The following is a 26,764-nucleotide window of genomic DNA, read 5'->3' as shown; positions in this document are numbered from 1 at the left end:
AGGGGCTTCGGGATCGGCTTCACCCTGCCATCCCGGGGCCGGGCGGCGGAGCCCGGGATCCCGACGCGCCAGCGCAGGGCGGACCCGGGCCGTGACGGGAGCGGAGCGGGAGAGACGCTCTAGCGCCGCCCGCCCTGGGCCGCCTTGTGGGCCTCGGCCTGGGCCGCGAAGGCAGCGTCGAGCTTGCGCAGGGATTCGTAGCGGGCGACGTCGCCCTCGACGTCGCGGATCGTCTCCTCGACGAGGTGGCGCTGAAGGGCGACCCGCGGATCGTCGGGCGGGAACGCCTCCCGCTCCTGCAGCCGGAGCACGGCCTGCCGCACGACCGTGTAGACCGCCTCGCGCTCCTCACGGGTCATCGACGGCTGGATCGCCTTCGCGACGAGATCGGAGAAATCCGACATGGACCGTTAGACTTCGCTCATCCAGGGGCGCCCGGTTCGCCGGGCCGCCTCCCTCTACAGATCGCGCGCCCCGGGATCCAGATCCCGGGGCCGCGGTCCCCGCGACTACATCCGCTGGTCGCGGATGCCGGCGATCAGCAGCGCGGACGAGCTCCAGATCACCAGGAAGCAGAAGAACGACACCAGCAGGGAGTGGCCCCGCTCGGGATAGAGGCTGTCGGTCGGCAGGACCGGCGGCACGAACGTGGCCAGGAAGATGTGCTGCTTGCTGGCCGAGATGCGGGCCCGGTCCAGCAGGCTGTGGGCCGACTCCTCGAGCTTCTCGGCGATGGTCCGCTCGACCAGCAGGCCCTCGTACTGGAGCAGCGCCTCGGTCATGTTCTGGCCGCCGGCAGCGGCGTTGGCGCTCGTCAGCTCGTCCTGAAGCGCCTTCATCTGCTGATCGATGGCCGCGATGTTGGCCACCAGCGTCTGGATCGAGCGCGAGCGCTCGTCGAGATTGGAGCTGCGCAGGACCTGCAGGTCGTTCTCGGCCTTCAGCTTGTCCTTCCGCAGGAGGGTCAGCGTGGTCAGCGTCCCCTCGGCGGTCTTGATCGGATCGATCACGCCCCACTGGTTGCGGAACGCCTGGAGCGCCACGTGCGCCTTGCGCAGCCGGTCCTGCGCGGTCTTCGCGTCGGCCTCGGCCTGGGCGACCATGTCGGCCTGCGCGCGCTTCGAGATGTCGTTGATCAGCGCCTCGGAGCGCGACACCACCGCCTGTGCGATGGTCAGGGCGTCCTCGGGCGTGAAGGCGCGCACGGACAGCCGGATCACGCCCGAGATCGAGTCGATATGCGCCTCGACGTGCTTGCGCCAGTATTTGGTCAGGTCCTCGATGGGATCACTGGGGTCGAAGCGGGCCCAGAAATCCGCCTCGGACCGGGAGAACATCTTGGAGATGCCGATGCTCTTCTCGAGCGCCTCGACCAGCGTCTGACTGTTGATGAAGTCGCGGACGATGAAGCTGTCCTGGCTGTTGTGCTTCTGAATGAGGTTCGTGTACTGGCCGAGCGAGATGTTCTCCATCGGCTCCACATTGCCGCGGACCGCGAACTGGGCTTCGGCGACGTACTGGTTGGACGCGAACGCGAACAGGTAGAGCCCGACCACGAGGGTCGGCAGGAGCACGAACAGGCCGACGCGGCGGATGATCCGCGCGCCGTAGGTCGAGGTGTCCTCCTCGCGGGGGCGCAGGCCCGGCAGACGGCTCCAGTCGAGACGCTGCCGCACCGTGGTCACGAGGGCCCGCGCGGTGCGCTTCTCCGGCACCGGCCGGATCGTCTCCGCACTGCGCCGCAACTCCGTCATGGTCGGAGCGGCGAACGTCACGATCTCGCCTTCGCGCGTGTCGTCCTTGACGTCGTCGAAGCTCATCCGCTCTTTGTTCCTGGGTCTGCGCCGGTTCCGCTGCCGCGGCGCCGGCCGAGGGGCGGCCCGTGCGCGGTGACCGGGATCCCGTTCTTTTAGGCCCTTTTTATGGCGCCCGGCCCGACCGCCTCTCGGCTGCTGCACCGCGGCGACGGGGGCCGTAGCCCGGGACGGGTATCGCGTCCTACAGTCTCTGAATGATGACAGAACCGCGTGCCGCGGCCCCGGATGGCCGCCCGGCCGGCCGCACGGCCAAGACCAACCTGTCCGAGATCGTGGTCGTCTGCTCCAAATGCGCCAAGCGGCAGGGCCTGCGCGGGCGCGATCTCCGCGCGCTGCTGAAGAAGGCCGGGAAGCGGGCCGCCCGCGACGGGGGAGCCGGGCGCCGTCAGAAGCTCCGCATCGTGGAATCGGGCTGCCTCGGTCCCTGCCCGAAGCGCGCCGTGGCGGTCGCGACCGGCGCGAGCCTGGCCGCGGGCCGGGTCGTCCTGCTCGACCCCGCGGCCGATGCCGCCGAGGCGCTCGCCGCGGTGCTCAATCCCGTCCTGCCGCGCCGTGCGGTCCCCGAATTCGGCCCCAATACGACTCTAGCGGCGATACCACCCGACGAATCGCCGCCGGTCCGCTGACCGGTACAACCTGGAGCGCGCTCTTGCCCGCCTCTCGACGCGAGGCCCTCACACCGTGACCGGCGACCGCGTTTCCCGGAAGCGGCGGGCGGCCCACGCCGCGCTGCGTCGCCTGCCGCTGTTCGGCACCCTGATCGGCCTCGGCCTCGCGGTCTGGCTCGTGGCGACCAACGATCTCGCCGCCGTGGCCGCGGCCTTCGGGCGGATCGGCGTGGCGGGCTTCGCCGGCGTCACGCTGGTGCGGATCCTGGTCATCCTGCTCTGCGGGCTCGCCTGGGCGCGCATCCTCGACGGTCTGGCGCCCGCGACGGCTCCGGCCTGCCTGATCCTGCGCTTCGTCCGCGAAGGCATCAACGTGCTCCTGCCCGTGGCCTCGGTGGGCGGGGACGTCCTGGGCGCCCGCCTCCTGACCTTCTGGGGAGTCGCCGGCTCCCTGGCGGCCGCCTCCGTCCTGGCCGACATGCTGTTCCAGGTCGGAACACTCGCCCTGTTCGCCGGGCTCGGCGCCGGCCTCCTGAGCCGGGTCGAGGGCGCCGAGGCGGCCGCCCTCGCCAGCTGGACGCTGCGGACGCTCGTCGTGGCCGGGCTGGCGGTGGCGGCGTTCTTCGCTCTCCAGCGGACCGGCATCGTGCGGGTGCTCGAGGACCGCGTCGCCGCCCTCGGACGGCGCTTCGTGCGCGAGGCCGAGGCCCGCCCCGAGCCGAACCGCCGGATCCAGGGCGCGCTGGACGCGGTCTGGGCTCCGGGTCGCCGGGGCCATCTCGCCCAGTCCTTCGCCCTTCACGCCCTGGCCTGGCTGCTCGGCACGGCCGAGGTCGCGGTCGTCCTCGCCTGCATCGGCGTGGACCATGTCGGCTGGGCCGACATCCTGGTGATCGAGGCGCTGAGCCAGGCGATCAAGGCCGCTGCCTTCCTGGTTCCGAGCGGGCTCGGCGTCCAGGAAGGCGGGCTCGTGCTGGTCTGCGGCCTGTTCGGCATCGACGCCGGGACCGCCCTCGCCCTGTCGCTCGCGCGCCGCGTGCCCGACGTGGTGCTCGGCCTGCCGGCCCTGCTCGTCTGGCAGAACCTCGAGGCCCGCCGCGCCGGCGTGCGCGCGGCCACACCCAGTTGCGACCGTCCGTGACCCGAGACCTTCCCGTGCCGACACGCCCGATGCGCCGGACGCGCGAGGTCCCGAAGCCGCGCCTGCTGCGGATCGCGCTCGCCGCGCTCGCCGCACTGGGCGCGGTGGCCGGAGGACTGCTCGCCGCCGGACCGGCCGTCGCGCAGAGCGTCACCCTCGATCTCGGCGCCGGCGGCACCACCGAGCGCGCCCTCCAGCTCGTGGCGCTCATCACCGTCCTGGCGGTGGCCCCCTCGGTGCTGGTGATGGCCACGGCCTTCACCCGCATCGTCGTGGTGCTGTCGATCCTGCGGTCGGCGCTGGGCACCCAGACGGCGCCGCCGACCGCGGTGCTCGTCAGCCTCGCGCTGTTCCTGACCGCCTTCGTGATGGCCCCGACCGGCCGCGCCGCCTACAGCGCCGGCATCGAGCCGCTGATCGCCGGCCGGATCACGCAGGCGCAGGCGTTCGAGCGCGCCTCGGCACCGTTCAAGACCTTCATGCTGCGCAACGTCCGCGAGAAGGACCTGAAGCTGTTCCTCGACCTCGCCAAGGTGCCGGCGCCGAAGGGCCCCGAGGATGTCGGCCTGGAGATCGTGACACCGGCCTTCATGATCTCGGAACTGCGCCGCGCCTTCGAGATCGGCTTCCTGCTGTTCATCCCGTTCCTGATCATCGACCTCGTGGTCGCCTCGGTGCTGATGGCCGTCGGCATGATGATGGTCCCGCCGGCCACGGTCGCACTGCCGTTCAAGCTGATCTTCTTCGTGCTGGTCGACGGCTGGACCCTCGTCGCCGGATCCCTGGTCCAGAGCTACGGCGGATGACGGCGGCGTCCCGGGCCGTCAGTCCGCCCGGGACGCCGCGTCGACGATCCGGACCGCCGCGAAGCCCTCCGCGCGCGAGGGCGGCTCGAACAGTCGGTCGACGGAGCGGACGCTCGCCTCGGGAACCTGCCGGTCGGCGGCGCGCCGCCGGTTCCGTTCGAGGGCGACCGCGAGCGGCGCGCGGATCCAGACCGCCTCCGCGGCGACACCGCGGGCTCGCGCGATGGCGAGGATCGGCGCGCGGTGCTGCCGGCCAGGCAAGGCCGCGTCGAAATAGACGCGGCCGAGCTGAGGTCGCTGCCGGGCGATCCAGGTGGACTTGCCGGCCCCCTGCAGCCCGCACACGACCACGAGCCGCTCGACCGAGTCCGCCGCGAGCGCCGCGCTCAGCGCCGCGAGGGCCAGCCGCCACGCCTCGGCGTTCCGTTCGGGCGTCCAGACGCGGCCGCGCTCGGTCTCGAGGAAGGCGTCCGGGTCGATGACGACCGCCGCGCTCACCCGGGGGGCGTACCGGGTGTCTCGGCGCTGCTCTGCTGCTGGCCGCCCTGCGCACCGTCGGCCGCCGCCTCGCCGCCCGCCCCCGGCGCGTCGGGGCGGCCGCGATCGGGGGCGGCGGCATCCGGATAGCGCTTGCGATACTCGGCGAGGAAGGCCGACAGCGTCTGGACTTTCGTGGCGCGCGCCGCGATGTCCCGGAAGCCCGGTGCCCGGGTCGGGTCGGTGCCGGTCAGCAGCGCGAAGGTGCGGGCGTCCGGACTCGCAGCCATCCCTTCCGAGAACTTCGCCTTGAGCCGCTCCAGGCCCATGGCCTCGTGCGCGAGATCGTAGGCGATCGCGGCGCGCACGACATCGGCGCGCGCCTGCTCGTCCAGCGGCTGGCCGGACTGCCACGCGTCGCCGAGCAGCGCCTCGTGGGCCTCCCCGGCCTCGCGCCAGCGGCGCGCGCCCCAGTAGATGTCGGCGCGGAGACGGTCGATGTCCGGGCCGCTCTCGTCCTCGATCGTTTCCAGCGCCAGATCGGTGCGGGTGAGGTCCGACAGGGCCCTGGCGCGGACGAGCCCGCGGGCGCGCCTCAGCTCGCCCGGAAGCTCGGGGAGCTCGGTGGCGTCGAGGACCTTCAGGGCCTCCATCGGCTTGTCGTCCATCAACCGGATCGTCGCGAGCCGCGCCGCTACCGCGGATCGCGCCGGGCCGGTGAGGCGATTGTCGATCTGGTACTGCAGCAGGTCGGCGGCCGGATCGAGGAGGTCGAGGGTCACGAGGCGGTCGGCCAGCCGGCGCACCACCTCGTCGCCGCGCCGCCCGATCGGGCTCAGCTCGCGGAAATCGAGGAAGAGCGCCACGGCCTCGACCCCGGGCAGCGTGTTGCCCTTGTCGGTGAGGTAGAGGTTCTCGAAGGCCGTCTGCGCCTCCCGCGTCAGGGCCGCCGTCCCGGGGGCGTTGGGGGCGGAGACGTTGGCCCGGCGCACCGCCGCGAAGGCGTCGCGCCACCGGCCGGCGGCGAGGTAGAGGCGGGCGAGGCCCGCGGTGATGCCATCCTCGGTCGGGCCGCCGTGCCAAGTCAGGCCGAGCCGCTCCAGCTTCTCGATGGCGGCCTCGGGGGCCAGCTTGCCGGAAGCCTGAGCCAGGAGCGCGCCGCGCAGGGCGGCCTCGACCGAGACCGGGCGCACGGCCGAATCGTCGAGCCGGGCATAGGCGTCCAGGGCCGCCTCGGTCTGGCCGGTGGCCTCGGCCACGCGGGCGCGAACCAGGGCCAGCCGATCACGGATCCAGGGCGGCAGGGCGCGCTCCGCCTCGGCGCGCGCGGCGGCGGTCTCGGCATCGCCGTTCTCGATCGCCGATTCGGCGGCGCGGGCCCGGATGAGCTGCGCGACGTCCGCGGGATAGCCGTTGGCCAGCGGCAGCACCTTGAGGAAGCCCAACTCCGCCGTCTTCCAGTCGCCCGCCCCGGCCGAGGCCATCGCCCGCCACAGAGCGGCCTCGCGGTCGTCGACCAGGGGCGGGACGCTGAGGGCCTTCAGCGCCTCGGCGTTCCGGCCGATCCGCACCAGGGCGATGCCCCGCAGGAGGGCGGTCTCGCGCTGCGTGGCCAGGAGCGGATCGTCGGCGGCCGCGATCTCGAGGGCGATCAGGCCCTCGTAGTCGAGGCCGTTGGCGAGGTCCGCGCGTGCCAGCGCGAGGCGGGCCGGGCCGCGCTCCGACGGCGGCGCCGCCACAGCCGCGTCGAAGAGGCCGCGCAGGGTCTCGCGGACATTCCCCATCCGGGCGCGCTCCCAGGGCTCCCGCGCGATCGCGAGGGTTCCCGCGTCGGTGAGCACCGTGTCCGGCTTGCGCGCCGCCATCGAGGCGGCGAGGCCGCCCTCGCGGCCGATCGAGACGCCCTCGAACTCGGGCCGCACCGCCAAGTCGTCGGCGCCGGCGAGCACCGCGAGGCCGTGCCGGCTCGGCAGGATCTCGAAATCGACGAAGCGACGGTTCTTGGGATTGCCGACGGGGCGCTGCGCGGCCGACGTGACGACCGCGATCCGCTCGTCGTCGAGGGCGAGCCACGTCGTCGATCCGGGATGCGGCAGAGTCAGGGTGACGGCGATGCGGCCGGACGGGTCGGGCTTGCGGACGGGATCGATCGTGTCGCTCGGACTCAGCGTATCCCCCGCCGAGAGTTCCCAGGCCACGCCGGTCCCGGTGGTGACGGCGTTGAGATCGACGAGGCGGCCGGGCGGGACCGGGAACCGCACGACCGTGAGCGGACCGGTCCGGGTGGGCGCGCCCGTCGGTGCGAGACCCTGGCTCGACGGCGGGACGACCACCGGCTCGGCGGTCTCGAAGGCCAGCGTCGCGATGCCGCCGCGCTCGAACAGGACCGCCGGCGGGAGGGTCTTGAACGGGAAGAGCAGGCCGCCGCCGGCCCGGCGCGTCGGCGGCGGTTCGGGCGGGCGAGACGCGAGTGACGGCGCCGGGGCGGGGGCCGGACGCGGCGCGACCGGGGGCGACGGGGCCGGCTTCGCGGCGGCGGGCCCCGGCACCTCGACGGCGGCCGTGGCCGGCTCCAGCGGCTTGCGGCGGACCACGTCCACCAACATGGCGCCGTCCTCCCGCTCCGTGCCGATCGTGAACCCGTCCTCGGGCGTGATCAGGAGGCTCGCCGAGTTCGCGTCGGTCTCCGTCGCCAGCTTGGCGATCCCGGGCCGCGGACGGCCGCGGGTTCCGCTCGGATCGATGGTCCAGGCGCCGATCACCCGCACGCGCGTCGCGGGCCCCTCGGCGGTCACCGCGGAGACGGCCTCCGCGGGCAGACGCAGCGACAGCCGCGTCAGGGTCGGGAGCAGCGCCAGCTCGAGCGACAGCGTCCGGCGCACCGGTTCCGGGGTGCGCGCCCTGAGCGCCTCCTCGGCAACCCGGGCCCGACGGGCGAGCTCGGCAACCACCTCGGGCGGCAGCGGCGGCATGAGGCCGGACCACCCTTCCGGAAGCAGGTCCACGAACACGCGCTCGCCGGCCGACTGGACGTTGACCCGGAAGGGACGCTGCAGGGCGAGGCGGAGACCCGTGCCGTCGGGATCGCGGCGGACGCTGGCGATGAAGGCCGGCATCTCGTCCACGAGATGCTCGGGTCCGGGCGCGACCCGCTCGCCGTAGCTGACGAGCAGCACGCCGCCGGCGAGCTTCGCCTTGACCGTGACCGGCTTGTCGAAGGTGAGCACGATCCGGCCGTAGCCGCCGGCCCCGGTGCCGGCCTCGCTGCCCTTCATGCTGACGAGCCGCGCGGCCAGCGCCGGAGCGAGCCCGGCCAGGAGGGCGAGCAGCGCCAGCGACGCGGTCAGCAGCCGCGCGCCACGTCCTCGACCGACCCGGGGTCGCCCGCCAACCGATCCCATCGCCTCGCCGATCCGAACCCGGCGCGCGGCCCCTGAGGGGCTCGCGGCGCGCGGCGCCACATCTCGGCGGCATCGTGATCGACCGCGGCTAACACTGGCTTAACCGTAACCGGAAAAGGCCGCGGGCCGCGGCGGGCTCAGCCGCTCAGGGCGACGGCGCGGTCGAAGGCCTGCGGGAAGCCTGTCAGCGGCACCGTGATGGTGGCCGGCTCGGTGCCGCCGGCCTTCTCGCCGGTCACGGTCAGCGCCTTGGCGGTGCGCATGCCGTCGAGGGCGAGCGTCGGGAAGCTGATCGCCACGATGCAGCCCTCGGCGCTGCAGGTCGTGTAGGGGGCGCCCTTGCCGAGGGTCTGCTCGTCGAGCTTGAAGGTCACGCCCGGCTCGATGGCGAGCCCGAACGGCATCAGCACGATCCCCTCGGCCCGGCCGTTCGCGGGCGTCTGCAGCTCGAAGCCGAACTTGCGCCGGCCGGTCCGCGAATCGCCCTGCGCCTGGGCCACGATGCAGGTGACCTTGTCGCTCGGGCGCGTGCAGGTCATCGTCCAGTCGCCGTAGCTCTCGCTGACGGTGCTGGCGCCGGTGGGCCACGCGGCGTGCGCGGCCGCAGGCGCGGCGGCCTCCTCGGGCTTCGCCGCCTCGGCTGGCTTGGCCGCCTTGTGGGGAGCCGGCTTCGGCCGCGGTTTGGGCTTGGGCTTCGCGGGCGCTTCGGCGGCCGGCGCGGCCGCGGGCTCGGCATCCTGCGCGCGCGCCGCCAGGATCGGGACCGCCGTGAGCGACGTCGCGATCAGGCTGAGACGCAGAAGCGCACGAAATGTCGGCATGGAATCACGATCCCCCGGAGAGCCATTGGGCGGCAGTGCCGCCTAATGCTCAAGCCGGGGCGACGCAATCGCCAGGGGCAGCGCCGGTGGGTTGCGCGCTTCTCAGAGAGGATTCGGGCCGCCGATGGAGCGGGCGAGGGCGCAGCGGCGCGCGAAGGCACTCTCCGCGCCGCTGCGCACCGTGCGGGCGACAGCGAAGACGAGGGTCAGGAAGCCGGGATCGCGATCGGCGGTCTCGACGGCCGGGCCGGGGATCCGGGATGTGATGAGCGCGAGCATGGCGGACTCCAGATGCGGGGTGCCGGGCGTTTCGGAGTTCCCCAGTTCCTGCGGTCCTCTGTGCGACCTTGCTGCACCGCAATATGAGACCTGCATCCCGAGCCTGCCACTGAGCAGACGTTGGGGGACGCATGCATCGAACTCATGGCTTGCGCCGCGTCCGGGAAAGGACGCGTTAACGAACGGTCGGGCGGGCGCGGTTGACCGGCGACGGGCGAGCCGCCATTGAGCGCGTTTCCGGCGACTCGGACCCTGGACCGCCCCGGCCCCGCCCCGGCGGCGCGGGCCTGTCGCCGCACTGTCACACGCGCGCCATAACCCGCCCGCGAGCCAGATGAGCGGACGCGCCCGGCGCCCGCCAGACGAGGATGTCCCGCATGACCGATCAGCCGACCCGTCACCCGATCCATGGCCGCATCACCGGCCCCATCGTGATGATCGGCTTCGGCTCGATCGGCCGGGGCACCCTGCCGCTCATCGAGCGCCATTTCGAGTACGACCGCGCGCGCTTCACGGTGATCGACCCGGTCGACACGCATCGGCCTCTCGCCGAGAAGCACGGCCTCCGGTTCGAGAAGGTCGCCCTGACGCCGGAGAACTACCGCGCCGTGCTCACGCCGCTCCTCACCAAAGGTGGCGGCCAGGGCTTCTGCGTCAACCTGTCGGTCGATACCTCCTCGCGCGCCATCATGGAGCTCTGCCGCGAGCTCGGCGCCCTCTACATCGACACCGTGGCCGAGCCCTGGCCGGGCTTCTACTTCGACAAGACCAAGAGCCAGGGCGACCGCACCAACTACGCGCTCCGCGAGAACATCCTCGACGCGCGCGCGCAGAAGCCCGGCGGCACCACCGCGGTCTCCTGCTGCGGCGCCAATCCCGGCATGGTCTCGTGGTTCGTCAAGCAGGCGCTCCTGAACATCGCCCAGGATACCGGCCTCCAGCGGCCGGAGCCGAAGACCAAGGCCGAGTGGGCCGCCCTGATGAAGGACCTGGGCGTCAAGGGCGTCCACATCGCCGAGCGGGACACCCAGCGCGCCAAGACCCCGAAGCCGCGGGGGGTCTTCGTCAACACGTGGTCGGTCGAGGGCTTCGTCTCCGAGGGCAATCAGCCGGCCGAGCTCGGCTGGGGCACGCACGAGACCTGGAAGCCCGCCAACGCCCGTGAGCAGGAGAAGGGCTCGCGCTGCGCGATCTACCTGCTGCAGCCGGGGGCCGACACGCGGGTGCGCACCTGGGTGCCGACCGCCGGCTCGCAGTTCGGCTTCCTCGTGACCCACAACGAGGCGATCTCGATCTCCGACTACTACACGGTGCGCGAGGGCGATAAGCCGGTCTTCCGGCCCACCTGCCACTACGCCTATCACCCGGCCGACGACGCCGTGCTGTCGCTCCACGAGATGTTCGGCAAGGCGGCCCAGGTGCAGGAGCAGCACCACATCCTCGACGAGACCGAGATCGTCGACGGCATCGACGAGCTCGGCGTGCTCGTCTACGGCCACGAGAAGAACGCCTACTGGTACGGCTCGCAGCTCTCCATCGAGGAGACCCGCCGGGTCGCCCCCTACCAGAACGCCACCGGCCTGCAGGTGACCTCGGCGGTGCTCGCCGGCATGGTCTGGGCCCTGGAGAACCCGGAGGCCGGCATCGTCGAGGCCGACGAGATGGACTTCCGCCGCTGCCTGGAGGTCCAGACCCCGTATCTCGGCCCGGTCGTGGGCGTGTACACGGACTGGACGCCGCTCACCGACCGTCCGGGCCTGTTCCCGGAGGACATCGACACCAGCGATCCGTGGCAGTTCCGCAACGTGCTGGTGCACGGCTGAGCCTCCGCGCCGAGCAGGCGCAAGCCGCTGTCGGCGGCGCGGATGTCGGGCAAGTCCGAGATCCGCGCCGGCCGTGACCGGGTCGCCCCTGCCCCGCCGCGATGGGGCACGGCCCGACGGCGGAGCTGTGCCGGACCGGGCGATGCCTCCCCTCGGCCCCGCGCCGCGGAAGCACGGACACCGCGGGCCGCGAGCGATCGCGGCGCGTCGATGGTTCGGCTACTCGGCCTGACGCCGCGTCACGAGGGTCCGGCCCGGCTCGACCTCGTTCTTGTCCTGGTACAGCGGCACGATCGCGCGCAGCCAGCCGCGGACCTCGCGGCCGCCGTAATTCCGCTCGACCACGTCGTGGGTGAGGTAGGCCTGCAGGTTCACCGGCCCGAAATTGTAGCCGACGAGCCCGCCCACCGCGATCTGGCCCTGCGGCCGGTAGCTCGCCACCCCGGTGGGAAGGTCCGTCGAGCCGAAGGCCACCGCGCCGATCTGCCAGGAGCCGAATTTCTTCGTCATGGTCAGGTCGAGGTTCATGTAGTCCGGGTAGAGGGTGCCGCTGGGCGAGCGCGTGTCGAGGAAGACGCCGTAGAGCAGGTTCGCCGTCAGGTTCCAGCCCTGACCGGTGTAGCTCAGCGCGAAGCGGTGGGTCAGAGAGGCTGACTGCGTCAGGAACCGCGTCTGGATCGGCAGGTAGCCGCCGAACAGGTAGCTGAAGCCGACATCGCCGCCGAGGTCCCAGGCGAGCTGGGCGGCCAGCAGCTGCTGCCCGACGCCGCTCTGGTATGGGGCGCCCCGGCTGCTCGCCGCCGCGATCGGCTGGGTGAAGAAGAACTGGAGGCGCGCGCCCGCGACGTTCCAGGGCGTCGCCCACGCGAAGGTCGGCAGGTTGACGTTGGTCGACGAGTCGCGCGGGAGGGTACCGCGCACGCCGAAGCTGGACAGGTTCACGAAATACAGGCCGACCGGCAGCTGGTCGCCCACCGGCAGGCCGACCGTCTGTCCCGGCTGCGCCGCGGACGCCGCCCGCGCGGTCGTCGCCGTCGACGCGGCGGTGATCGGAGCCGAGACGGCAAGAGCCGCCGCCGTGATCCAACGTGACGTCAGGCTAAAACCGGCCATGGGAACCCTGAACCCGAGCCCCGTCATCCGGGGCCGATCAGGGTTTGACGGGCGCTCACTCCGACAGCATCCGGCCGTTACGGCCGAGCTGTGCGCGATCGCACCGCTTCGACAGACCGATCTCTCGGCGGGGGACTAAATCACTGATCCTCGACTTCGACGACGAAGTCGCCGCGATAGGTCGTGCCCTCCACCGGGTTCGAGATCCAGCGGCAGCGGCCGACCCGCACATCGTGGCCGGCGTGGAAATGCCCGGAGATCCACAGCCCCGGCCGCTCGGTCTCCGCGAGGTCGTCGAGGGCCGTGCTGGCGTAGAAGGCCGGCACCCACCAGGGGACGCCGGGCGCGTCCCGGAAGCGATCGGCCGCGAGCGGGCTCGCGGGGTGATGGGTCACCACCACGGTCGGCCCGTCGTGCGGGGTCCGGAGCGCCGCGTGCAGGGCCGCCCGCTCGATCCGGTGCTCCGCCATCGCGTCCGCCGGCTGCCACGGGCTGCCGTCGGCCTTGCGGATCGAGCCGAGATACTCCCGCGAGCCCGTCACGGGGTCGGTCATGCGGGACGCCGCGTAGGCCACCGGATCGTCGGGCCGGTTCGGCGCGTCCGGTCCGAGCCAGCGCCCGGCGAGCGCCCAGTCGCTCCAGAGGGTGGTACCGACGAAGCGGACGCCGTCGATGACGCAGCTCCGCGCGCGCTGGAGCAGGTGGATCCGCGCGCCGAGCCCGTTGAGGCGGCCGACCTCGGCCTCGAGGGCGGCGAGCAGCTCCGGCGCGGTGCGCCGATCCCCGGTCGGCGCGTAGCGCTCGTGGTTGCCCGGCACCAGCACGACCGGCCGCCCCTGCGCGAGATGCAGCAGCGCCGCGAGCCCCCGCTCGGGATGCCCCTCGTGGAGGTCCCCCGGGCAGGCGAGCAGGTCGAACGGTTCCGCGGGCGGCGCGATCAGGTCGAGGCGCCGCCGCTCCAGGTGCAGGTCCGAGATGGGGAAGATGCGCATGATGGTCGCTGCCGTGTCGCCGCTCGGGGCCGCTAGCCCGCGGCTCTGCGCTCGGCCGCGGCCGCCTTGAGGATGTCGGCGGCCGAGTCGGCGTTGAGGATCGCGATCCCGGCCGCCACGACGAGGTCGGGCCAGGGGGACGGGTGGAGGGCCGTCACCAGGCCGGCGGCGATGATCGCCAGGTTGGCGACGGCGTCGTTGCGCGCCGAGAGGTAGGCCGCCCGGGTCAGGCTGCCCGAGCCGGAGCGGTGCCGGGCGAGCATGAGCGCGCAGGTGAGGTTGACGGCGAGCGCCCCGAGCCCCGCGAGGGTCAGAGGCAGAGCGGCGGGGGCAGTGAAGTCGGCGATCTTGCCGTAGGCCGCCCAGGCCCCCGCCAGCGCCGGCAGGAGCAGGATCCCCGCCATGGCGGTGCCGAGGCGGGCGCGGTTGCGCGCGCTCCAGCCGAGGCCCGCGAAGATCAGCAGGTTGATCGCCGCGTCCTCGAGGAAGTCGAGGCTGTCGGCGATCAGCGCCACCGAGCCGATGGCGAGCGCCACCGCGATCTCGATGCCGAAATAGCCGAGGTTGAGCGCCGCCACGCGGGCGACGACCGGGCGGAGGGCGGGCGGCGCGGGCCGGGGCGCATCATCGGCGATCACGGGACGCCTCTTCGCCGACGCGCGCGGCCCTGTCGAGCGGCTGTTGAGAAAAGCCTGTCCGCGGCTCAAGAAAGTTCGAGGCCGTTACGCCTTTGTCCGGGTGGATTCGGCGCCGCGATCGTGCGACGCCGTTGCCGGAGCCGGCAACACGAGACGCATGACCGGCCGGAACCGGAGGTCTGCCGCGTCATGCTGCCCGAACTGCGCGTGCTCTATTTCGAGGATCTCGAGGTCGGCCTGTCGGAGACCCTGTCGAAGACCATCGCCTCCTCCGACGTGGTGGGCTTCGCCGAGATCACCGGCGACCGCAACCCGATCCACCTGTCCGAGCACTTCGCCGCGCGCACGCCGTTCGGCACCCGCATCGCCCACGGCCTCTACACGGCCGGGCTGATCTCGGCGGTGCTCGGCACCCGCCTTCCGGGGCCCGGCGCCGTCTACATCTCCCAGACCCTGAACTTCCGCGCCCCGGTGCGGATCGGCGACGTCGTCGACGTCACCGTGACGGTGGCCGAACTCATGCCCGAGCGGCGGCGCGCGCGCCTCGCGTGCCGGTGCTCGGTGGGCGGCGAGACGGTCCTCGACGGCGAGGCGCTGGTGAAGGTGCCGACCAAGGCCGAGGCCGACCCGCTGGCGAACCGCTCCGACCGGTCACAGGGCTGAGGTGCCCCCGGCCCCGGAGCCCCTCACCGACCCGGACGACCCCCGCCTCGAGCCCTACACCCGGATGCGCGAGCGCGACCTCGTGGGCCGCGCCGGGCGCTTCATCGTCGAGGGCGAGGTGACCCTGCGGCTGCTGCTCGGCCGCCGCAGCCGGTTCCGCGCCGAATCGATCCTCCTCGCGCCCGAGCGCTGGCCGGGCCTCGCCGCCGACGTCGCCGCCTGCCCGGAGCCGCCGCCGATCTACAGCGCCTCCAAGGCGGTGATGAGCGCCGTGACGGGTTTCCCGATCCACCGCGGCGTCCTCGCGGTCGGCCTGCGCGGGCCGGGGCTCGACGCGGCCGCCCTCGTGCCGCCGCCGCCCGCGCCCGCCCTGGTGGTCGGCCTGGCCGGCCTGACCAATCACGACAATGTCGGCGCCGCCTTCCGCAACGCGGCGGCCTTCGGGGCCGACGCCGTTCTCCTCGACGGGGCGACTTGCGACCCGCTCTACCGCAAGAGCATCCGCGTCTCGGCCGGGGCCGCCCTGATCCAGCCCTTCGCGCGGCTCCCGGACGGGCAGGACTGGCTGCGGCTGGCCGAGACCCTCGACCTCCGGCCGCTCGCCTTCAGTCCGGGGGCGAGCGAGACCCTGGACGCGCGCGCCGCCCCGCCGCGGGCGCTCCTGATTCTCGGCACCGAGGGCCCCGGCCTCGACGCGGCGACGCTGGCCCGGGCGCGGCCGATCCGGATCCCGATGGCCGCCGGCTTCGACTCGCTGAACGTCGCTACCGCGGCGGGCATCGCCCTCTACACCATCGCCCGCGGCCAGGGGCGCCTCGGCGAACCGCGAGCGCGCCGCGGCGGCGAACCGTTCGACCCGGGGCCGGCAGGTTCTTGAAGTCAGTATTCCCCGCGTAGACGCCGCGGAACAGGGCCGGAGAACGCGCCTCCAGCTGGAACACATTGACATCTCGACGCCGCGCGCGGGCGCGCGCAATCTGAGATCCGACGACCGTCCCGACGCCGCGCCGGATCGCATGTCGAATATCCCGACGCTTCACTTCAACACCGATCATCTCGACCCCGCGCACGCCTTCGCGGCCTGGCGCGACCTGATGGCGCCGATCGTCCGGGTCGAGCGGATCGCGGGGGCGCCGGTGCCCCGCGGGAACCTGTCCTGCACGGTCCTGGGGGATATCCTCGCCAGCCGGATGGTCTTCTCCGCCCAGCACATGGTCCGCGATCGCCGCCACGCCGCGGCGACACCGGATCACTTCACGTTCATGCTCTACGTGTCCGGAGGCCTGTCCGGCGACGTCGCGGGCAGCCCGGTGGTGCAGCAACGCAACCGGATCATGGCCGCCAACATGGGCCGGGAACTGGATGCCCGCGGGGTGCGCTCCAGCGCGATCGGACTGACTGTACCGCGTCGTCTGCTGCCAGACTGCACGATCGAGCGGATACCGATCTTCCTCGACAGGGAACGGAACCGTCTGCTCGTCGCGCGGCTGCACGCCCTGTACCGGCGGCTGCCGACGACCACGGCCGAGGAGGAGCCGGCGATCGCGGGCGAGCTGGCCGGTTTCGTCCGCCGCCTGTTCGATCCATCGGCGGCCTCGGACGTCCTGCGGGGCCCGGAATTCGACGTCGGCTTCGTCGCCCTGGCCGAGCGCCTGATGGACCTCCATCTGGCCTCACCCGACCTCTCGCCGGACTGGCTCGCCGACGCTGCGGGCGTCTCGCGGACGGTGCTGTACCGCGCCTTCCGGAGCACCGGGGGCGTCATGCAGCGCGTCTGGGAGAAGCGGCTGGAGGCGATCCGGCTCGCCTTGGAGGATCCGCTGGAGACCCGGGCGCTCGCGCGCTTGGCGAGCGAGCACGGCTTCAAGGATCCCGCCCATCTGAGCCGCGCATTCCGCGCCCGGTTCGGGGAATCGCCGCGGGCATGGCGCCGGACGCGGGGAGCCCACGGCGTCCGGACCTTCGAGCGGACGCCGGCCCGGGCCCACGCGTGGTACGAGCGCCTGGGCCAGCGCTGAAACGCCTCCGCGGGCCAGGACGAACAGGACACCGGATCCTGCGCTCGCCAGGCTGCCGCTCAGAGCCCGCGACGGCAGGCGCCGCATCCGGCCTTCACAAACCTTACGGATGCGTCTCCACGGTATGATCGTGTACAGCGTTCTGCGCGCGACAAACGGCTGCAATTGCCGCCCGATGATGCGAAGCTAGCTTGGCCGCATGGGGTATCGGGATTCTGTGAGGAGTCGAGGACGTTGCTTCAGTCTGGGGACGGGTTGCGGGCGCTGACCGGACGCCGGGTGGCCGTGGTCGGGGCTGGGCCGGGCGGACTGGCCGCCGCCCTGCTGCTCGCGCGGGCCGGGATCCACGTCACCATCTTCGAGAAGGACCCGCAGGTCGGGGGTCGGACGAAGACCGTCGAGGCGCCCGGCGGCTACCGGTTCGATATCGGCCCGACCTTCTTCCTCTATCCACAGATTCTCGCGGACATCTTCGCGAGCTGCGGCGAGCGGCTGGAGGAGCACGTCAAGCTCGAGCGGCTCGACCCGCAGTACCACCTCGTGTTCGAGGGCGCGGAGGGCATCACGGGGACGATCAGCGCCACCGGTGACGTCGAGCGCCTGGAGCGCGAGATCGCCCGCCTCGCGCCGGACGACGCCAAGAACGTCAAAGACTTCTTCGCCGAGAACCGGACCAAGCTGAACTACTTCAAGCCGGTCCTCGAGCAAGCCTTCCACACCCTGCGCAGCATGGCGAGTCCGGCCATGCTGGCCGCCCTGCCCTACCTGCATCCGGGTCGGAGCGTCGACCGCGACCTGAAGCGACACTTCGCCGACCCGCGGGTGCGGCTCGCCTTCTCGTTCCAGACCAAATACCTCGGGATGTCGCCGTTCCGGTGCCCGAGCCTGTTCACCATCCTGTCGTTCCTCGAATACGAGCACGGCGTCTACCACCCGGTGGGCGGCTGCGGCGCCGTCTCCGAGGCGATGGCGGGCCTGGCCGGCCGCATGGGCGTCGATCTCCGGCTCAACAGCAACGTCGAGGAAGTGCTGTTCGACGGCAAGCGCGCCAGCGGTCTCGTGGCGGACGGTGAGACCTTCAACGCCGACGCGGTGCTGATCAACGGCGACTTCGCGAAGGTCGTCCGCGCCCTCGTCCCGGAGCGGCACCGGCCGCGCTGGCGCGATGCCAAGATCCGGAAGGCCCGGCTCTCCTGCTCGACCTTCATGCTGTATCTCGGCCTCGAGGGGAAAATGCCCGACAGCCTCGGGCACCACACGATCCTCCTGGCCGACGGCTACGAGAAGAACATCCGCGAGATCACCGAGGGCACGCTGCCGATGCAGCCGTCCCTGTACGTGCAGCACGCGGGCTACACCGATGGCGGCATGGCGCCGCCCGGACACACGGCCCTCTACGTGCTGGTGCCGGTGCCCAACCTGAAGGCGGGGATCGACTGGGCGGCGATGCGCGAGACCTACCGCGCCCTGATCCTGGACCGGCTGAAGCTCCTCGGGATCGACGATCTCGAGTCCCGCATCCGCTACGAGCGGATCATCGACCCGACCCAGTGGGAAGAGGATTTCGCCGTCCACGAGGGCGCCACCTTCAACCTCGCCCACGACCTCCTGCAGATGCTGTATTTCCGGCCGCACAACCGCTTCGGACCGGGCCTCTACATCGTCGGCGGCGGCACCCATCCGGGCTCCGGCCTGCCGGTGATCTACGAGGGCGCCCGCATCTCCGCCCGGCTGCTGATCGAGGAACTGGCGGGCGCCCGCGCCGCCGCCGCGGCCGGCATCCCCGATACCGCCCCGCTGGCGACCTCCGGCGAGGCCTCGTGAGCGCGGCGACCGACCGGAGGTATCTCCGGAGGCTGGCAGGCCGCGCGACGGTTGCCTCCGCGGTCTGGCTCTGCGCCGCGACCGTGCCGGCCTGGGCCGCCGTCGTGCAGGTCGAGGTCGACGGGATCGAGCCCGGCGGCGGCCAGGTGCGGGTCGCCCTCTGCCAGGGCGGTCTCTCGGAGTCGTCGTGCCTGCGCGGCGACGACGCGCCGGCCACCGCCGACCGGGCGCGGTTCACCTTCCGGGATGTCCCGCCGGGCACCTACGCGGTCGCGGCCTACCAGGACGCCAACGGCAACGGGCGCCTCGACCGCACCGGTCTCGGCCTGCCGCTGGAGCCCTACGGCTTCTCGGGTACGGTCGGGCGGCGGGCGCGCCCCGATTTCGCCGAGGCGGCCTTCGCCCTCCGGGAGCCCGGCGCCGCCGTGCGGGTGCGCCTCGGCCGTGCCCTGCCGAGCCGGTGAACCGATGGACGATCCCCTCGTCCGGCTCGCGGACGTCGGCCTCGACCTCAGCGGCCGACGGGTGCTGGATCATGTCGATCTCGACCTCGGGGCCGGCGAGACCCTGGCGCTGCTCGGACCGAACGGAGCCGGCAAGTCCTCGCTGATGCGCCTCGTGGCGGGGCGTCTCGCCCCGAGTGCGGGGTCGGTGCGCGTGGCCGGAGCGGATCCGTACCGGGCGGGACAGGCCCGCCGCGCCATCGGGTGGGTGCCGCAGGAGATCGCCCTCTACCCGCGGCTGACCGTCTCGGAGAATCTCGGCGTGTTCGGGCAATTGGCGGGGGTCTCCCGGCGCGAGCGGAAGGCGGCCGTGGAGGCCGCCCTGGCCATGGCCGACATCGCCGACGTGGCCCGGCGCCCGGTCGGCGTCCTGTCGGGGGGGTACCGGCGCCGGGTGAACATCGCCGCGAGCCTGATGAACCGGCCCCGGCTCGTGCTCCTCGACGAGCCGACCACCGGCGTCGACCTCGCCGCGCGGGCCGCGATCCACGCGGTGCTCGACCGCCTGAAGGCCGCCGGCACCGCGATCCTGATCGCCACACACGATTTCGCCGAGGCGGAGCGCCTCGCCTCCCGGGTGGCGTTCCTGGCCCAGGGGCGGGTCGTGCGCGCCGGCCGTCTCGCCGAGCTGCTCGCGCAGCTGCGGACCGGCGCGCCCGAGCGGGAGCTGAGCCTCGCCGGTCCGGCGTCGGGACCGGCCGAGGGCGTGCTGCGCCGGGCCGGCTTCGTGCCCGCCGAGGCGGGGGGCCTCGTCTGGCGGTCGGTCGAACGGTCCGGCCTCGACGGCGCGGCCTTGCTCGGCGCCCTGCGCGCCCAGAACGTTCCGGTGGCCGAGATCCGGGTGCGGGCGCCGCGGCTGGAGACGCTCTATCTGGACGCCCTCCGCCCGCGGGAACTGACGGATCCCGAGGCCGCCCCGCTCCGGGCCGGGACCGCCGGATGATCGGCGCCGCCTTCCGCGTCATGCTCCTGACCCTCCTGCGCGACCGGGCCGCGCTGGTGATGGCCTTCGTGCTGCCGACCGTGATCTTCTCGATCTTCGCGGCGATCTTCTCGGGAGCGATCGGCGACCGGATCCGCATCCATCTCGGCCTGGCCGACCTGGCCCACACCGCGGCGACGGGGCGCCTCGCCGACGCGCTCGCGGCCGATCCCTCCCTCCGCGTGACGCGGTTGCCCGCGACCGACATCGACGCCGTGGCGCAGGCGGTGCGGGCCGGCGAGGTCGACGTGGCGCTTGTCCTGCGCGGGGACCTGAACGCCGCACCTGCGGAGGCGGCGCCCGGCGCCGCGGATCAGCCGGTGGTGCTGGTCGAGAACCCCGCCAAGGCACTGGCGACGCCGATCGCCCTCGGACAGCTCCAGAGGGTCCTGAACGAGGCGCTGCCCGACGTGGTCCTGTCGCGGGTCGTCGCCGACGTCGAGCGCACGGGCAAGATCGGTCCCGACGAGCGCCGCTTCCTCGACGAGGCCTTCGCCGAGCAGCGCGCCAAGAAGGAGCCGTTCAGCTTCGCCTCCCTGGTGGAACGCCGCAGCACGGCGTCCGGGACCGCCAATGCCCGGGTGAGCTACTACGCCGGCGCGATCACCGCGGTGTTCCTGCTCTTCGCCGCCATGCAGGGCGCGATGTCGCTGGTCGAGGAGCGCGAGACGGGCCTCACCGAGCGTCTGATGGCCGGGCCGGGCGGTTTGCCCGTCGTGGTGCTCGGAAAGTTCGCCTTCCTGACGCTGCAGGGACTCGTCCAGGCCGGGCTGATCTTCCTGGCCGCCGCCCTCCTCTACGGCGTCGAGATCGGGCCGCACTGGCCGGCCTTCCTGGCCGCCTGCCTGCTGGTCTCCGCGATGGCGGCCGGCCTGGCGCTCGCGGCCTGCGCGCTCGCGGCCTCGCGCCAGCAGGCGCATCTCGCGTCGACTTTCGGCGTGCTGCTGCTCTCGGCCGTCGGTGGCTCCATGGTCCCGCGGTTCCTCATGCCGCCCTGGCTGCAGCAGGCCGGATGGCTCACCCCCAACGCCTGGGCGATCGAGGCGTACCAGAGCGCCCTGGGCGAGGGGTTCTCCGCCGCGGCCCCCGCCCTGGGGGTCCTGGCGGCGCTGACCCTGGCCGGTCTCGGCTTCGCCCTGGCGCTGGCGGCGCGGCGGACGGCCTAGGACCCGGCGCCGTCCCGACCCGGACGGCGCTACTCGACGTAGACGCCGGCACCGACGAGCGCCTCGACGCCCGCCACGCGCGTCGCGCAGACGTAGCTCCACTTCACGCTCGGCGCCGCCTGGCCGGGCTTCGGGAACATGTAGTCGACCCAGCCGGACCCGAACCGCGTGACGGCGTCGATGAAGTCCTGGTGGAACTGCTTCCCGTCGGCGTCGCGCTCGTGGAGCAGGTCGTGCCCCTCGCGGTTCGGGTGGGCGGCGTTGAAGAGAACGATCCCCCGCAGGTCGACGACGAACAGGTAGACGTCCCCGTATCGCCAGACGCCTCCCCGACGCCGGAACGCGTCGAACGCCCGCGCGCCCTCACTCTCCAGCACGTCGGCCGCCCTGTTGACGAGGGCTTCGATCTCGGCCGCCCGGTGCAGCGGCGGGGGCGTTCGTCGGGCGTCGGCCGGAATGGCCGCGTCCGGGACGAGCAGCAGGACCCAGATCAGCAGGGCTCTCGCCAGGCCGGCGTACCACCGCGCCGCCGGCCCCACCGGATCTCCCCGTCGCGCGCGACAGGGCTCCCCGCGCGAGATCCGGCCGATCGCGAGCGCGCTGACCGGCATGCGCGGGATCGGACGCCCCGCCGCGACGGCCCTAGGAGTGCGCCTCGATGCCATGGCCGGGGTGCCCGCCGCGCGGCCGGAGGAAGATCAGCCAGTTCCGCCTCTGCGGCGGGGGTGGGCCCGGGGTCGGGCCGACCGCGTTGGGCAGGGACTGGAACGTCAGGCGCCTGCGATGCCGCTCGATGATGCGCTCGAGGTTCCGCAGCGCCGCGAGGCCCTGGCTCGCCATCATGCGGTGCCCCTCGCAGGCACCGCTCCGGCCCAGGTCGTGAACGATGGCCTCCGCGTGGGCGAGGAGGTCCCGAGCTTCCGCGCAGTAGAGCTCCACCTCGGCGAGATCCGGCATCCTGTCCTCCGCGATGATCGCTCCTCGAAGTCCGACGCGGCAGAGGTAAACCCGGAGCGGGGGCGCGCATCACCCGTTTGAAGGAGCCGGGCCCGATTTCGACGCCCGCCTCCCGCGACGATCCGCGCCGTTCCTGCGACGCGGTGCGCACCGACATAGAGGCGCTTCCGCTACGGCCGCGCTCCCCGGAAATCCCGCATGCTCCGCCTGCTCATCGCCGACGGCAACGATCGCGCTGCCCGCGACCGCCACGTCGCGGCCACCGGACGAACCTCGGCCGAGTCCTACGCGGCGGTGGTGCGGGACCTCGCGCCGGGCTCCGTCTGCCGGCACATCAACGCCGCCGACGCCGACGCGACGCTGCCGGCAGACCTCACGGATTTCGACGGGCTGATCTTCACCGGGTCGACCCTCAAGGTCTCGGAGGGTACGCCGGCCGTGATCCGGCAGCTCGACCTGATGCGCGCGGCCTTCGAGGCCGGGCGCGCGGTCTTTGGCTCGTGCTGGGGCGTGCAGGTCGCGGCTACGGTGGCGGGTGGCCATGCCGCCGCCAACCCACGCGGGCCGGAATACGGCTTCGCCCGGGCGATCACCCCGACCGAGGAGGGTCGGACACACGCCCTGCTGGCCGGCCGTCCGGCGACCTGGGATGCCCCGGCGATCCACTCCGACGCCGTACTGGAGCCGCCCCCCGGCGCCCGCGTTCTCGCCGGCAATCGCGTGCTCGGCATTCAGGCCATCGAGATCCGCCGGGAGCGCGGCTGGTTCTGGGGCACCCAGTATCATCCCGAACTCGACCTCGACGAACTGGCCGCGATGCTGCGCCTCTGCGACACCGCCATCGTCGCGGCGGGGCTCGCCGAGAACCCGCGGGCCGTGGCGGCCTACGCCGACGAGATCGCGACGCTCCAGGGACGCGACCCGGAAGCCGCGCGCCGCCTCGCCTGGCGTCACGGCATCGGGCCGGAGGTGATGGAGGCCGGCCTCCGTCGCCGGGAGATCGGCAACTTCCTGGCGCGCCTGTCCACAGGCGAGCGCCGCCGGTAGGCTGCCGCGACCGGGTGGCGCGTTGACCCGCCCGGTCTCAAGTCTAGCTTCGCCCTGCGGGCCACGCGTTCTTCGGCCCGGGGAGCCAGCCAGCAGGATGAGCCAGGATTCCACGGTCGCCGTCATCGGCAGCGGGCTCGGCGGACTCGCCGCCGCGTGCGTCGCCGCCGCGCGGGGCCACCGCGTGACGGTCTACGACAAGAACGGCTGGCTCGGCGGCAAGGCGGCGGTGCTGCACGAGGGCGGCTTCCGCTTCGACATGGGCCCGACCATCCTGACCGTTCCGCGGGTGCTGGAGCGGATCTTCGCGGAGGCCGGCCGCTCGGTCCACGACTACATGGACCTGCGCCGCCTCGACCCGCAGTGGCGCTGCTTCTTCGACGACGGAACCCACATCGACCTGATGCAGGACGTCGAGCGGATGGCCGGCGACATGGAGCGCTTCGCTCCCGGCACCGGCGAGGGCTACAAGAAATTCCTCTCGATCTCCGAGCATCTCCACGGCGTCTCGGAAAAATTCTTCTTCTGGAAGCCCGTCGAGGACCTGTTCGACACGATCAACATCCGCGCCAACATGAACCCGGGCACGCTGCGCGACGTGCTGTCCCTGCGCATGCACGCCTCGGTGGCCTCGACGATCCGCGGCAAGGTCAAGGACGCCCGGCTCGCGCAGATGCTCGACCACTTCGTCCAGTATGTCGGCTCCTCGCCCTACGGCGCGCCGGCAGTGCTCTGCGCCATCGCCCACATGCAGACGGCCGACGGCGTCTGGTACCCGATGGGCGGCACGCGCGCGGTCGCGGAGGGCTTGGCGAAGCTCGCCCAGGAACTCGGCGCCACCTGCAAGACCGACACCGAGGTGACCGGGATCGAGACCGCCAACGGCGCGGTCCGGGGCGTGCGGACGGCCGCGGGGGTCACGCCCTACGACGCGGTGATCTCCAACATGGACTCGGTGCGCACCTACCGCGAGCTCGTGGGCGGCGAGGCCGCCAAGGCCTACGCCAAGAAGAATCCCGAGCCGGCCTGCTCGGGCGTGGTGCTCTATCTGGGCCTGAACAAGCGCTACGAGCACCTGAACCACCACGATTTCGTCTTCTCTCGCGACCCGGAGGAGGAGTTCGACTACATCTACAACAAGGGCGAACCGGCCCCGGACCCGACCGCCTACCTGGCCGCCCCCTCCTCGACCGACCCGAGCGTGGCGCCCGAGGGCGGCGAGGCGCTCTACGTCCTCGTGCACACGCCGTATCTGCGGCCGCACCACGACTGGCGCCCGGACGGGCCGCTGTTCCAGAACTACCGCCGGACGATCCTCGACAAGCTCAAGCGCACCGCCGGCATGCCGGACCTCGAGGAGCGCATCGTCGTCGAGCGCCACCTCACGCCGCAGGACATCCACGAGCGCTACAAGGTCCTCAACGGCGCGATCTACGGCCTCGCCTCGCACGGGCGCGTGATGGGCGCGTTCAAGCCCGGCAACCGGTCGCGGCAGGTGCGCGGCCTCTACCTCGCGGGCGGCGCCGCCCATCCGGGACCCGGCATGCCGATGGTGATGATGTCGGGCTGGATCGCCGCCGACGCGCACGACCAGGACGCGCGCGGCGCCCTGCGCGCCTCGGCGTGACCGCGACGCCGCCATCTCCGCCCCCCGCCGCGGGGGGTGCGAGAGGCACGCGCGGCGCCCCCCTGCCCACGGTCTCGCCCCGGATCCGCGCCTTCATGGTGGCGTGGTTCGAGCGCTACCTGCACCGCCACCTCGACGCCCTGCGGCTGCCCCTGTGGAGCACGCCGCCCGTCGCGAGCCATCCCGGCGCGATCGTGGTCTACTGCAACCATCCGGCGTGGTGGGACGCCGCGCTGATCATCGTGCTGGCCGGTCGCCTCTATCCGGAGCGGGCGAGCCGCGCGCCGTTCGACGCCGCGATGCTGGCGCGCTACCGCATCTTCGAGCGGATCGGCGCCTTCGGCGTCGACCTCGACAGCCCGCGCGGGGCGGCGCAGTTCCTGGCCGCCGCCCGGTCGATCCTGGGGGCGCCCGACGGCATGCTCTGGATCACCGCGCAGGGCCGCTTCGCCGATGCCCGCGCGCGTCCGCTGGCCCTGCGTCCCGGCGTGGCGCGGCTCGCCGAGATCGCCCCCGACGCGCTCTTCGTCCCCCTCGCCGTCGAGTACACCTTCTGGGACGAGCGCGGCGCGGGGGCCTTCGCGGCCTTCGGGCCGGGGATCGCCGGATCCGAGCTCGCCGCGCTCCCGCGCGACCAGCGCCTCGCGCGCCTGGAAACCGACCTGACCCAGACCCTCGATCGCCTGAGCGCCGACGTGATCAGCCGGGACCCGGCCCGCTTCCGCACCCTGGTCTCCGGCCGGAAAGGCGTCGGCGGCCTCTACGATCTGTGGCGGCGCCTCGCGGCCCGGCTCTCCGGCCGACGGTTCGATCCGGCGCACCGCGCGGCGGGTGGACAGGATCGCGCCGGATGAAACCTTCCGCTCGCGTCCGGCCCCATGCGATGCCTCATCGCGGCGCGACACCTTCCCGGCGGGGATGATGACCGACTCGATCCTCACGGTCCTGGCCCTGCTCTGCCTGATCGCGGCCCTCCTGCCGGCCGCGCTGGCGGCGGTAAATCTCTCGGTCCTGCGCCGGCCCGCGGCGGAGAGCGGCGCGGGCCTCGTCTCGATCCTGATCCCGGCGCGCAACGAGGCCGGCAACATCGACGCCACCGTGCGGGCGGCGCTCGCCAGCGTCGCGGTTCCGGTGGAGGTGATCGTCGGCGACGACCATTCCACCGACGCGACCGCCGAGATCGTGCGCGCCGTCGGCGACCCGCGCCTGCGTCTCGTCTCGGTCCCGCCCCTGCCCGAGGGATGGACGGGCAAGAACCACGCCTGCAGTCACATGGCCGGGATCGCCCGCGGCGACCACCTGCTGTTCATCGACGCCGATGTGCGGCTCGAGGCCGGGGCGGCCGCCGCCCTCGCGGCGCAAGCCCACCACACCGGCGCGGCCCTCGTCAGCGGCGTGCCCCGGCAGCGGACCGACACGGTCGGCGAGATGCTGACGGTGCCGATGATCGACTTCCTGCTCCTCGGCTTCCTGCCCGTGCCGCTGATGCGCCGCCTGTCGGACCCGTCGCTCGGCGCGGCCTGCGGTCAGTTGATCCTGATCGAGCGGGCTGCCTACGCGGCCACCGGCGGCCACGGCGCGATCCGCACCTCCCTGCACGACGGGGTCCGGCTGCCCCGGCTGCTCCGGGCCGCGGGCTACCGGACGGATCTCGTGGCCGCCGCCGCGCTGGCCACCTGCCGGATGTACGAGGGCTTCGCCCAGGCCTGGGCCGGCTTCTCCAAGAACGCCCACGAGGGCATGGCCACGCCCCGCGCCCTTCCGATCTGGACCCTCCTCCTTGGCTGCGGCCAGGTTCTTCCGCCGATCCTCGTCCTGGCCGGGCTGCTCGGGCTGCTGCCGGCCTCCGCCCTGGCCCCGGCCGCGCTGGCCCTCGGCCTGTCCCTGGCGACCCGGACGGCCGTCACCGTGGCGGTCCGGGCGCCGTGGGCGACGATCCCGCTCCATCCGGCGGCGGTCGCGGTGGCCCTGGCGATCCAGTGGAACGTGCTTCTGCGCCGGGAGCGGGCCGGCGCGGCGACCTGGAAGGGCCGCAGCTATCCGGTGAGCGGCGGCTGACCC

The 26,764-nt window shown here is 73.0% G+C and carries 26 protein-coding genes; 15 read left to right on the top strand and 11 right to left on the bottom strand.

Going from position 1 to position 26,764, the window contains the following annotated elements:
- Positions 1-119: 119 nt before the first annotated feature.
- Together J3A75_RS00370 and J3A75_RS00365 are read right to left on the bottom strand one after the other, a co-directional pair.
- The gene (locus tag J3A75_RS00370) at positions 120-404 is read right to left on the bottom strand and encodes a hypothetical protein (protein ID WP_012321960.1); all 285 of its coding nucleotides are present in this window, start codon (positions 402-404) and stop codon (positions 120-122) included.
- A 105-nt stretch (positions 405-509) separates the two neighbouring features.
- Entirely contained in the window at positions 510-1,820 is a 1,311-nt protein-coding gene (locus J3A75_RS00365) for a capsule polysaccharide transporter (protein ID WP_012321959.1), read from the bottom strand.
- A gap of 191 nt (positions 1,821-2,011) precedes the next feature.
- Between J3A75_RS00365 and J3A75_RS00360 the strand changes: the two genes are divergently transcribed.
- From J3A75_RS00360 to fliP, 3 genes are read left to right on the top strand one after another with little or no spacing between them, the layout of a single operon-like run.
- On the top strand, positions 2,012-2,443 hold the full coding sequence (locus tag J3A75_RS00360; protein ID WP_029359980.1) for a hypothetical protein: 432 nt from the start codon (positions 2,012-2,014) through the stop codon (positions 2,441-2,443).
- Positions 2,444-2,498: 55 nt separating this feature from the next.
- Positions 2,499-3,566 carry a lysylphosphatidylglycerol synthase domain-containing protein gene (locus tag J3A75_RS00355; protein ID WP_012321957.1) on the top strand — a complete coding sequence of 356 codons (1,068 nt, stop codon included), beginning with the start codon at positions 2,499-2,501 and terminating at the stop codon, positions 3,564-3,566.
- A gap of 29 nt (positions 3,567-3,595) precedes the next feature.
- Positions 3,596-4,372 (top strand): flagellar type III secretion system pore protein FliP, encoded by a 777-nt coding sequence (gene fliP, locus J3A75_RS00350; RefSeq protein WP_029359978.1) that lies wholly within the window; start codon positions 3,596-3,598, stop codon positions 4,370-4,372.
- An 18-nt stretch (positions 4,373-4,390) separates the two neighbouring features.
- Here the strand turns inward: fliP and J3A75_RS00345 are convergent, their stop codons facing one another.
- The 4 genes from J3A75_RS00345 to J3A75_RS00330 form a co-directional block, all read right to left on the bottom strand.
- Positions 4,391-4,870 (bottom strand): AAA family ATPase, encoded by a 480-nt coding sequence (locus tag J3A75_RS00345; protein ID WP_071000419.1) that lies wholly within the window; start codon positions 4,868-4,870, stop codon positions 4,391-4,393.
- Positions 4,867-8,250 carry a hypothetical protein gene (locus J3A75_RS00340; RefSeq protein ID WP_012321954.1) on the bottom strand — a complete coding sequence of 1,128 codons (3,384 nt, stop codon included), beginning with the start codon at positions 8,248-8,250 and terminating at the stop codon, positions 4,867-4,869. The genes J3A75_RS00345 and J3A75_RS00340 overlap by 4 nt, the downstream gene beginning before the upstream one ends.
- A gap of 137 nt (positions 8,251-8,387) precedes the next feature.
- The gene (locus J3A75_RS00335; protein WP_012321953.1) at positions 8,388-9,071 is read right to left on the bottom strand and encodes an invasion associated locus B family protein; all 684 of its coding nucleotides are present in this window, start codon (positions 9,069-9,071) and stop codon (positions 8,388-8,390) included.
- Positions 9,072-9,173: 102 nt separating this feature from the next.
- On the bottom strand, positions 9,174-9,350 hold the full coding sequence (locus tag J3A75_RS00330) for a hypothetical protein (protein WP_012321952.1): 177 nt from the start codon (positions 9,348-9,350) through the stop codon (positions 9,174-9,176).
- Between the two features lie 377 nt (positions 9,351-9,727).
- Here J3A75_RS00330 and J3A75_RS00325 point away from each other — a divergent pair, with 377 nt between their 5' ends.
- Positions 9,728-11,173 carry a homospermidine synthase gene (locus tag J3A75_RS00325; RefSeq protein ID WP_071000418.1) on the top strand — a complete coding sequence of 482 codons (1,446 nt, stop codon included), beginning with the start codon at positions 9,728-9,730 and terminating at the stop codon, positions 11,171-11,173.
- Positions 11,174-11,392: 219 nt separating this feature from the next.
- On the opposite strand, the gene J3A75_RS00320 is transcribed toward J3A75_RS00325, so the two are convergent.
- The 3 genes from J3A75_RS00320 to J3A75_RS00310 all read right to left on the bottom strand — a co-directional run bounded on the left by J3A75_RS00320 (position 11,393) and on the right by J3A75_RS00310 (position 13,916).
- On the bottom strand, positions 11,393-12,286 hold the full coding sequence (locus J3A75_RS00320) for a transporter (RefSeq protein ID WP_012321950.1): 894 nt from the start codon (positions 12,284-12,286) through the stop codon (positions 11,393-11,395).
- A gap of 140 nt (positions 12,287-12,426) precedes the next feature.
- Positions 12,427-13,278: a metallophosphoesterase gene (locus J3A75_RS00315; RefSeq protein ID WP_012321949.1), complete on the bottom strand. Its 852-nt coding sequence runs from the start codon at positions 13,276-13,278 to the stop codon at positions 12,427-12,429.
- Between the two features lie 32 nt (positions 13,279-13,310).
- Entirely contained in the window at positions 13,311-13,916 is a 606-nt protein-coding gene (locus J3A75_RS00310) for a cation transporter (protein ID WP_012321948.1), read from the bottom strand.
- A 189-nt stretch (positions 13,917-14,105) separates the two neighbouring features.
- On the opposite strand from J3A75_RS00310, the gene croR reads away from it, so the two are divergent.
- The 7 genes from croR to J3A75_RS00275 all read left to right on the top strand — a co-directional run bounded on the left by croR (position 14,106) and on the right by J3A75_RS00275 (position 21,072).
- A complete protein-coding gene (gene croR, locus J3A75_RS00305) occupies positions 14,106-14,579 on the top strand; it encodes a 3-hydroxybutyryl-CoA dehydratase (RefSeq protein WP_012321947.1) in 474 nt (157 codons plus the stop codon).
- A 1-nt stretch (position 14,580) separates the two neighbouring features.
- Positions 14,581-15,456: a TrmH family RNA methyltransferase gene (locus J3A75_RS00300; protein WP_012321946.1), complete on the top strand. Its 876-nt coding sequence runs from the start codon at positions 14,581-14,583 to the stop codon at positions 15,454-15,456.
- A gap of 139 nt (positions 15,457-15,595) precedes the next feature.
- Positions 15,596-16,597, top strand: coding sequence for a helix-turn-helix domain-containing protein (locus J3A75_RS00295; protein ID WP_012321945.1), 1,002 nt, complete (start codon positions 15,596-15,598; stop codon positions 16,595-16,597).
- Between the two features lie 234 nt (positions 16,598-16,831).
- A complete protein-coding gene (gene crtI / locus J3A75_RS00290) occupies positions 16,832-18,421 on the top strand; it encodes a phytoene desaturase family protein (protein ID WP_058607694.1) in 1,590 nt (529 codons plus the stop codon).
- The gene (locus J3A75_RS00285) at positions 18,418-18,885 is read left to right on the top strand and encodes a DUF2141 domain-containing protein (RefSeq protein WP_409518652.1); all 468 of its coding nucleotides are present in this window, start codon (positions 18,418-18,420) and stop codon (positions 18,883-18,885) included. The genes crtI and J3A75_RS00285 overlap by 4 nt, the downstream gene beginning before the upstream one ends.
- Positions 18,886-18,889: 4 nt before the next feature.
- On the top strand, positions 18,890-19,867 hold the full coding sequence (locus tag J3A75_RS00280; protein WP_071000417.1) for an ABC transporter ATP-binding protein: 978 nt from the start codon (positions 18,890-18,892) through the stop codon (positions 19,865-19,867).
- On the top strand, positions 19,864-21,072 hold the full coding sequence (locus J3A75_RS00275) for an ABC transporter permease (protein ID WP_029359974.1): 1,209 nt from the start codon (positions 19,864-19,866) through the stop codon (positions 21,070-21,072). Before J3A75_RS00280 ends, J3A75_RS00275 begins: the two co-directional genes overlap by 4 nt.
- A gap of 29 nt (positions 21,073-21,101) precedes the next feature.
- Here the strand turns inward: J3A75_RS00275 and J3A75_RS00270 are convergent, their stop codons facing one another.
- Together J3A75_RS00270 and J3A75_RS00265 are read right to left on the bottom strand one after the other, a co-directional pair.
- On the bottom strand, positions 21,102-21,611 hold the full coding sequence (locus J3A75_RS00270) for a cache domain-containing protein (protein WP_012321940.1): 510 nt from the start codon (positions 21,609-21,611) through the stop codon (positions 21,102-21,104).
- Between the two features lie 103 nt (positions 21,612-21,714).
- A complete protein-coding gene (locus J3A75_RS00265; protein WP_012321939.1) occupies positions 21,715-22,029 on the bottom strand; it encodes a hypothetical protein in 315 nt (104 codons plus the stop codon).
- A 198-nt stretch (positions 22,030-22,227) separates the two neighbouring features.
- Here J3A75_RS00265 and J3A75_RS00260 point away from each other — a divergent pair, with 198 nt between their 5' ends.
- From J3A75_RS00260 to J3A75_RS00245, 4 genes are all read left to right on the top strand, one after another.
- Entirely contained in the window at positions 22,228-23,076 is an 849-nt protein-coding gene (locus tag J3A75_RS00260) for a type 1 glutamine amidotransferase (protein WP_071000416.1), read from the top strand.
- 97 nt (positions 23,077-23,173) lie between these two features.
- On the top strand, positions 23,174-24,703 hold the full coding sequence (locus J3A75_RS00255) for a phytoene desaturase family protein (RefSeq protein ID WP_012321937.1): 1,530 nt from the start codon (positions 23,174-23,176) through the stop codon (positions 24,701-24,703).
- A 95-nt stretch (positions 24,704-24,798) separates the two neighbouring features.
- A complete protein-coding gene (locus J3A75_RS00250; RefSeq protein ID WP_024828334.1) occupies positions 24,799-25,557 on the top strand; it encodes a lysophospholipid acyltransferase family protein in 759 nt (252 codons plus the stop codon).
- Positions 25,558-25,624: 67 nt separating this feature from the next.
- A complete protein-coding gene (locus J3A75_RS00245) occupies positions 25,625-26,761 on the top strand; it encodes a glycosyltransferase (RefSeq protein WP_012321935.1) in 1,137 nt (378 codons plus the stop codon).
- The last annotated feature ends 3 nt before the right edge of the window (positions 26,762-26,764 follow it).

It is taken from the genome of Methylobacterium sp. PvP105, from assembly GCF_017876975.1.
In the GTDB taxonomy this organism is placed as follows: Bacteria; Pseudomonadota; Alphaproteobacteria; order Rhizobiales; family Beijerinckiaceae; genus Methylobacterium; species Methylobacterium radiotolerans.
The sequence above is the reverse complement of the archived record's forward strand: the minus strand, read 5'-3'. Positions and strand labels throughout refer to the sequence as shown.

What these genes read in the sequence shown, in the direction of transcription:
- J3A75_RS00370 (WP_012321960.1), bottom strand. Translation starts at nt 404, where the DNA reads ATGTCGGATTTCTCCGATCTCGTCGCGAAGGCGATCCAGCCGTCGATG.
- J3A75_RS00365 (WP_012321959.1), bottom strand. Translation starts at nt 1,820, where the DNA reads ATGAGCTTCGACGACGTCAAGGACGACACGCGCGAAGGCGAGATCGTG.
- J3A75_RS00360 (WP_029359980.1), top strand. Translation starts at nt 2,012, where the DNA reads ATGATGACAGAACCGCGTGCCGCGGCCCCGGATGGCCGCCCGGCCGGC.
- fliP (WP_029359978.1), top strand. Translation starts at nt 3,596, where the DNA reads ATGCGCCGGACGCGCGAGGTCCCGAAGCCGCGCCTGCTGCGGATCGCG.
- J3A75_RS00340 (WP_012321954.1), bottom strand. Translation starts at nt 8,250, where the DNA reads ATGGGATCGGTTGGCGGGCGACCCCGGGTCGGTCGAGGACGTGGCGCG.
- J3A75_RS00335 (WP_012321953.1), bottom strand. Translation starts at nt 9,071, where the DNA reads ATGCCGACATTTCGTGCGCTTCTGCGTCTCAGCCTGATCGCGACGTCG.
- J3A75_RS00330 (WP_012321952.1), bottom strand. Translation starts at nt 9,350, where the DNA reads ATGCTCGCGCTCATCACATCCCGGATCCCCGGCCCGGCCGTCGAGACC.
- J3A75_RS00325 (WP_071000418.1), top strand. Translation starts at nt 9,728, where the DNA reads ATGACCGATCAGCCGACCCGTCACCCGATCCATGGCCGCATCACCGGC.
- J3A75_RS00320 (WP_012321950.1), bottom strand. Translation starts at nt 12,286, where the DNA reads ATGGCCGGTTTTAGCCTGACGTCACGTTGGATCACGGCGGCGGCTCTT.
- J3A75_RS00315 (WP_012321949.1), bottom strand. Translation starts at nt 13,278, where the DNA reads ATGCGCATCTTCCCCATCTCGGACCTGCACCTGGAGCGGCGGCGCCTC.
- croR (WP_012321947.1), top strand. Translation starts at nt 14,106, where the DNA reads ATGCTGCCCGAACTGCGCGTGCTCTATTTCGAGGATCTCGAGGTCGGC.
- J3A75_RS00295 (WP_012321945.1), top strand. Translation starts at nt 15,596, where the DNA reads ATGTCGAATATCCCGACGCTTCACTTCAACACCGATCATCTCGACCCC.
- J3A75_RS00280 (WP_071000417.1), top strand. Translation starts at nt 18,890, where the DNA reads ATGGACGATCCCCTCGTCCGGCTCGCGGACGTCGGCCTCGACCTCAGC.
- J3A75_RS00275 (WP_029359974.1), top strand. Translation starts at nt 19,864, where the DNA reads ATGATCGGCGCCGCCTTCCGCGTCATGCTCCTGACCCTCCTGCGCGAC.
- J3A75_RS00265 (WP_012321939.1), bottom strand. Translation starts at nt 22,029, where the DNA reads ATGCCGGATCTCGCCGAGGTGGAGCTCTACTGCGCGGAAGCTCGGGAC.
- J3A75_RS00260 (WP_071000416.1), top strand. Translation starts at nt 22,228, where the DNA reads ATGCTCCGCCTGCTCATCGCCGACGGCAACGATCGCGCTGCCCGCGAC.
- J3A75_RS00255 (WP_012321937.1), top strand. Translation starts at nt 23,174, where the DNA reads ATGAGCCAGGATTCCACGGTCGCCGTCATCGGCAGCGGGCTCGGCGGA.
- J3A75_RS00250 (WP_024828334.1), top strand. Translation starts at nt 24,799, where the DNA reads ATGGTGGCGTGGTTCGAGCGCTACCTGCACCGCCACCTCGACGCCCTG.
- J3A75_RS00245 (WP_012321935.1), top strand. Translation starts at nt 25,625, where the DNA reads ATGACCGACTCGATCCTCACGGTCCTGGCCCTGCTCTGCCTGATCGCG.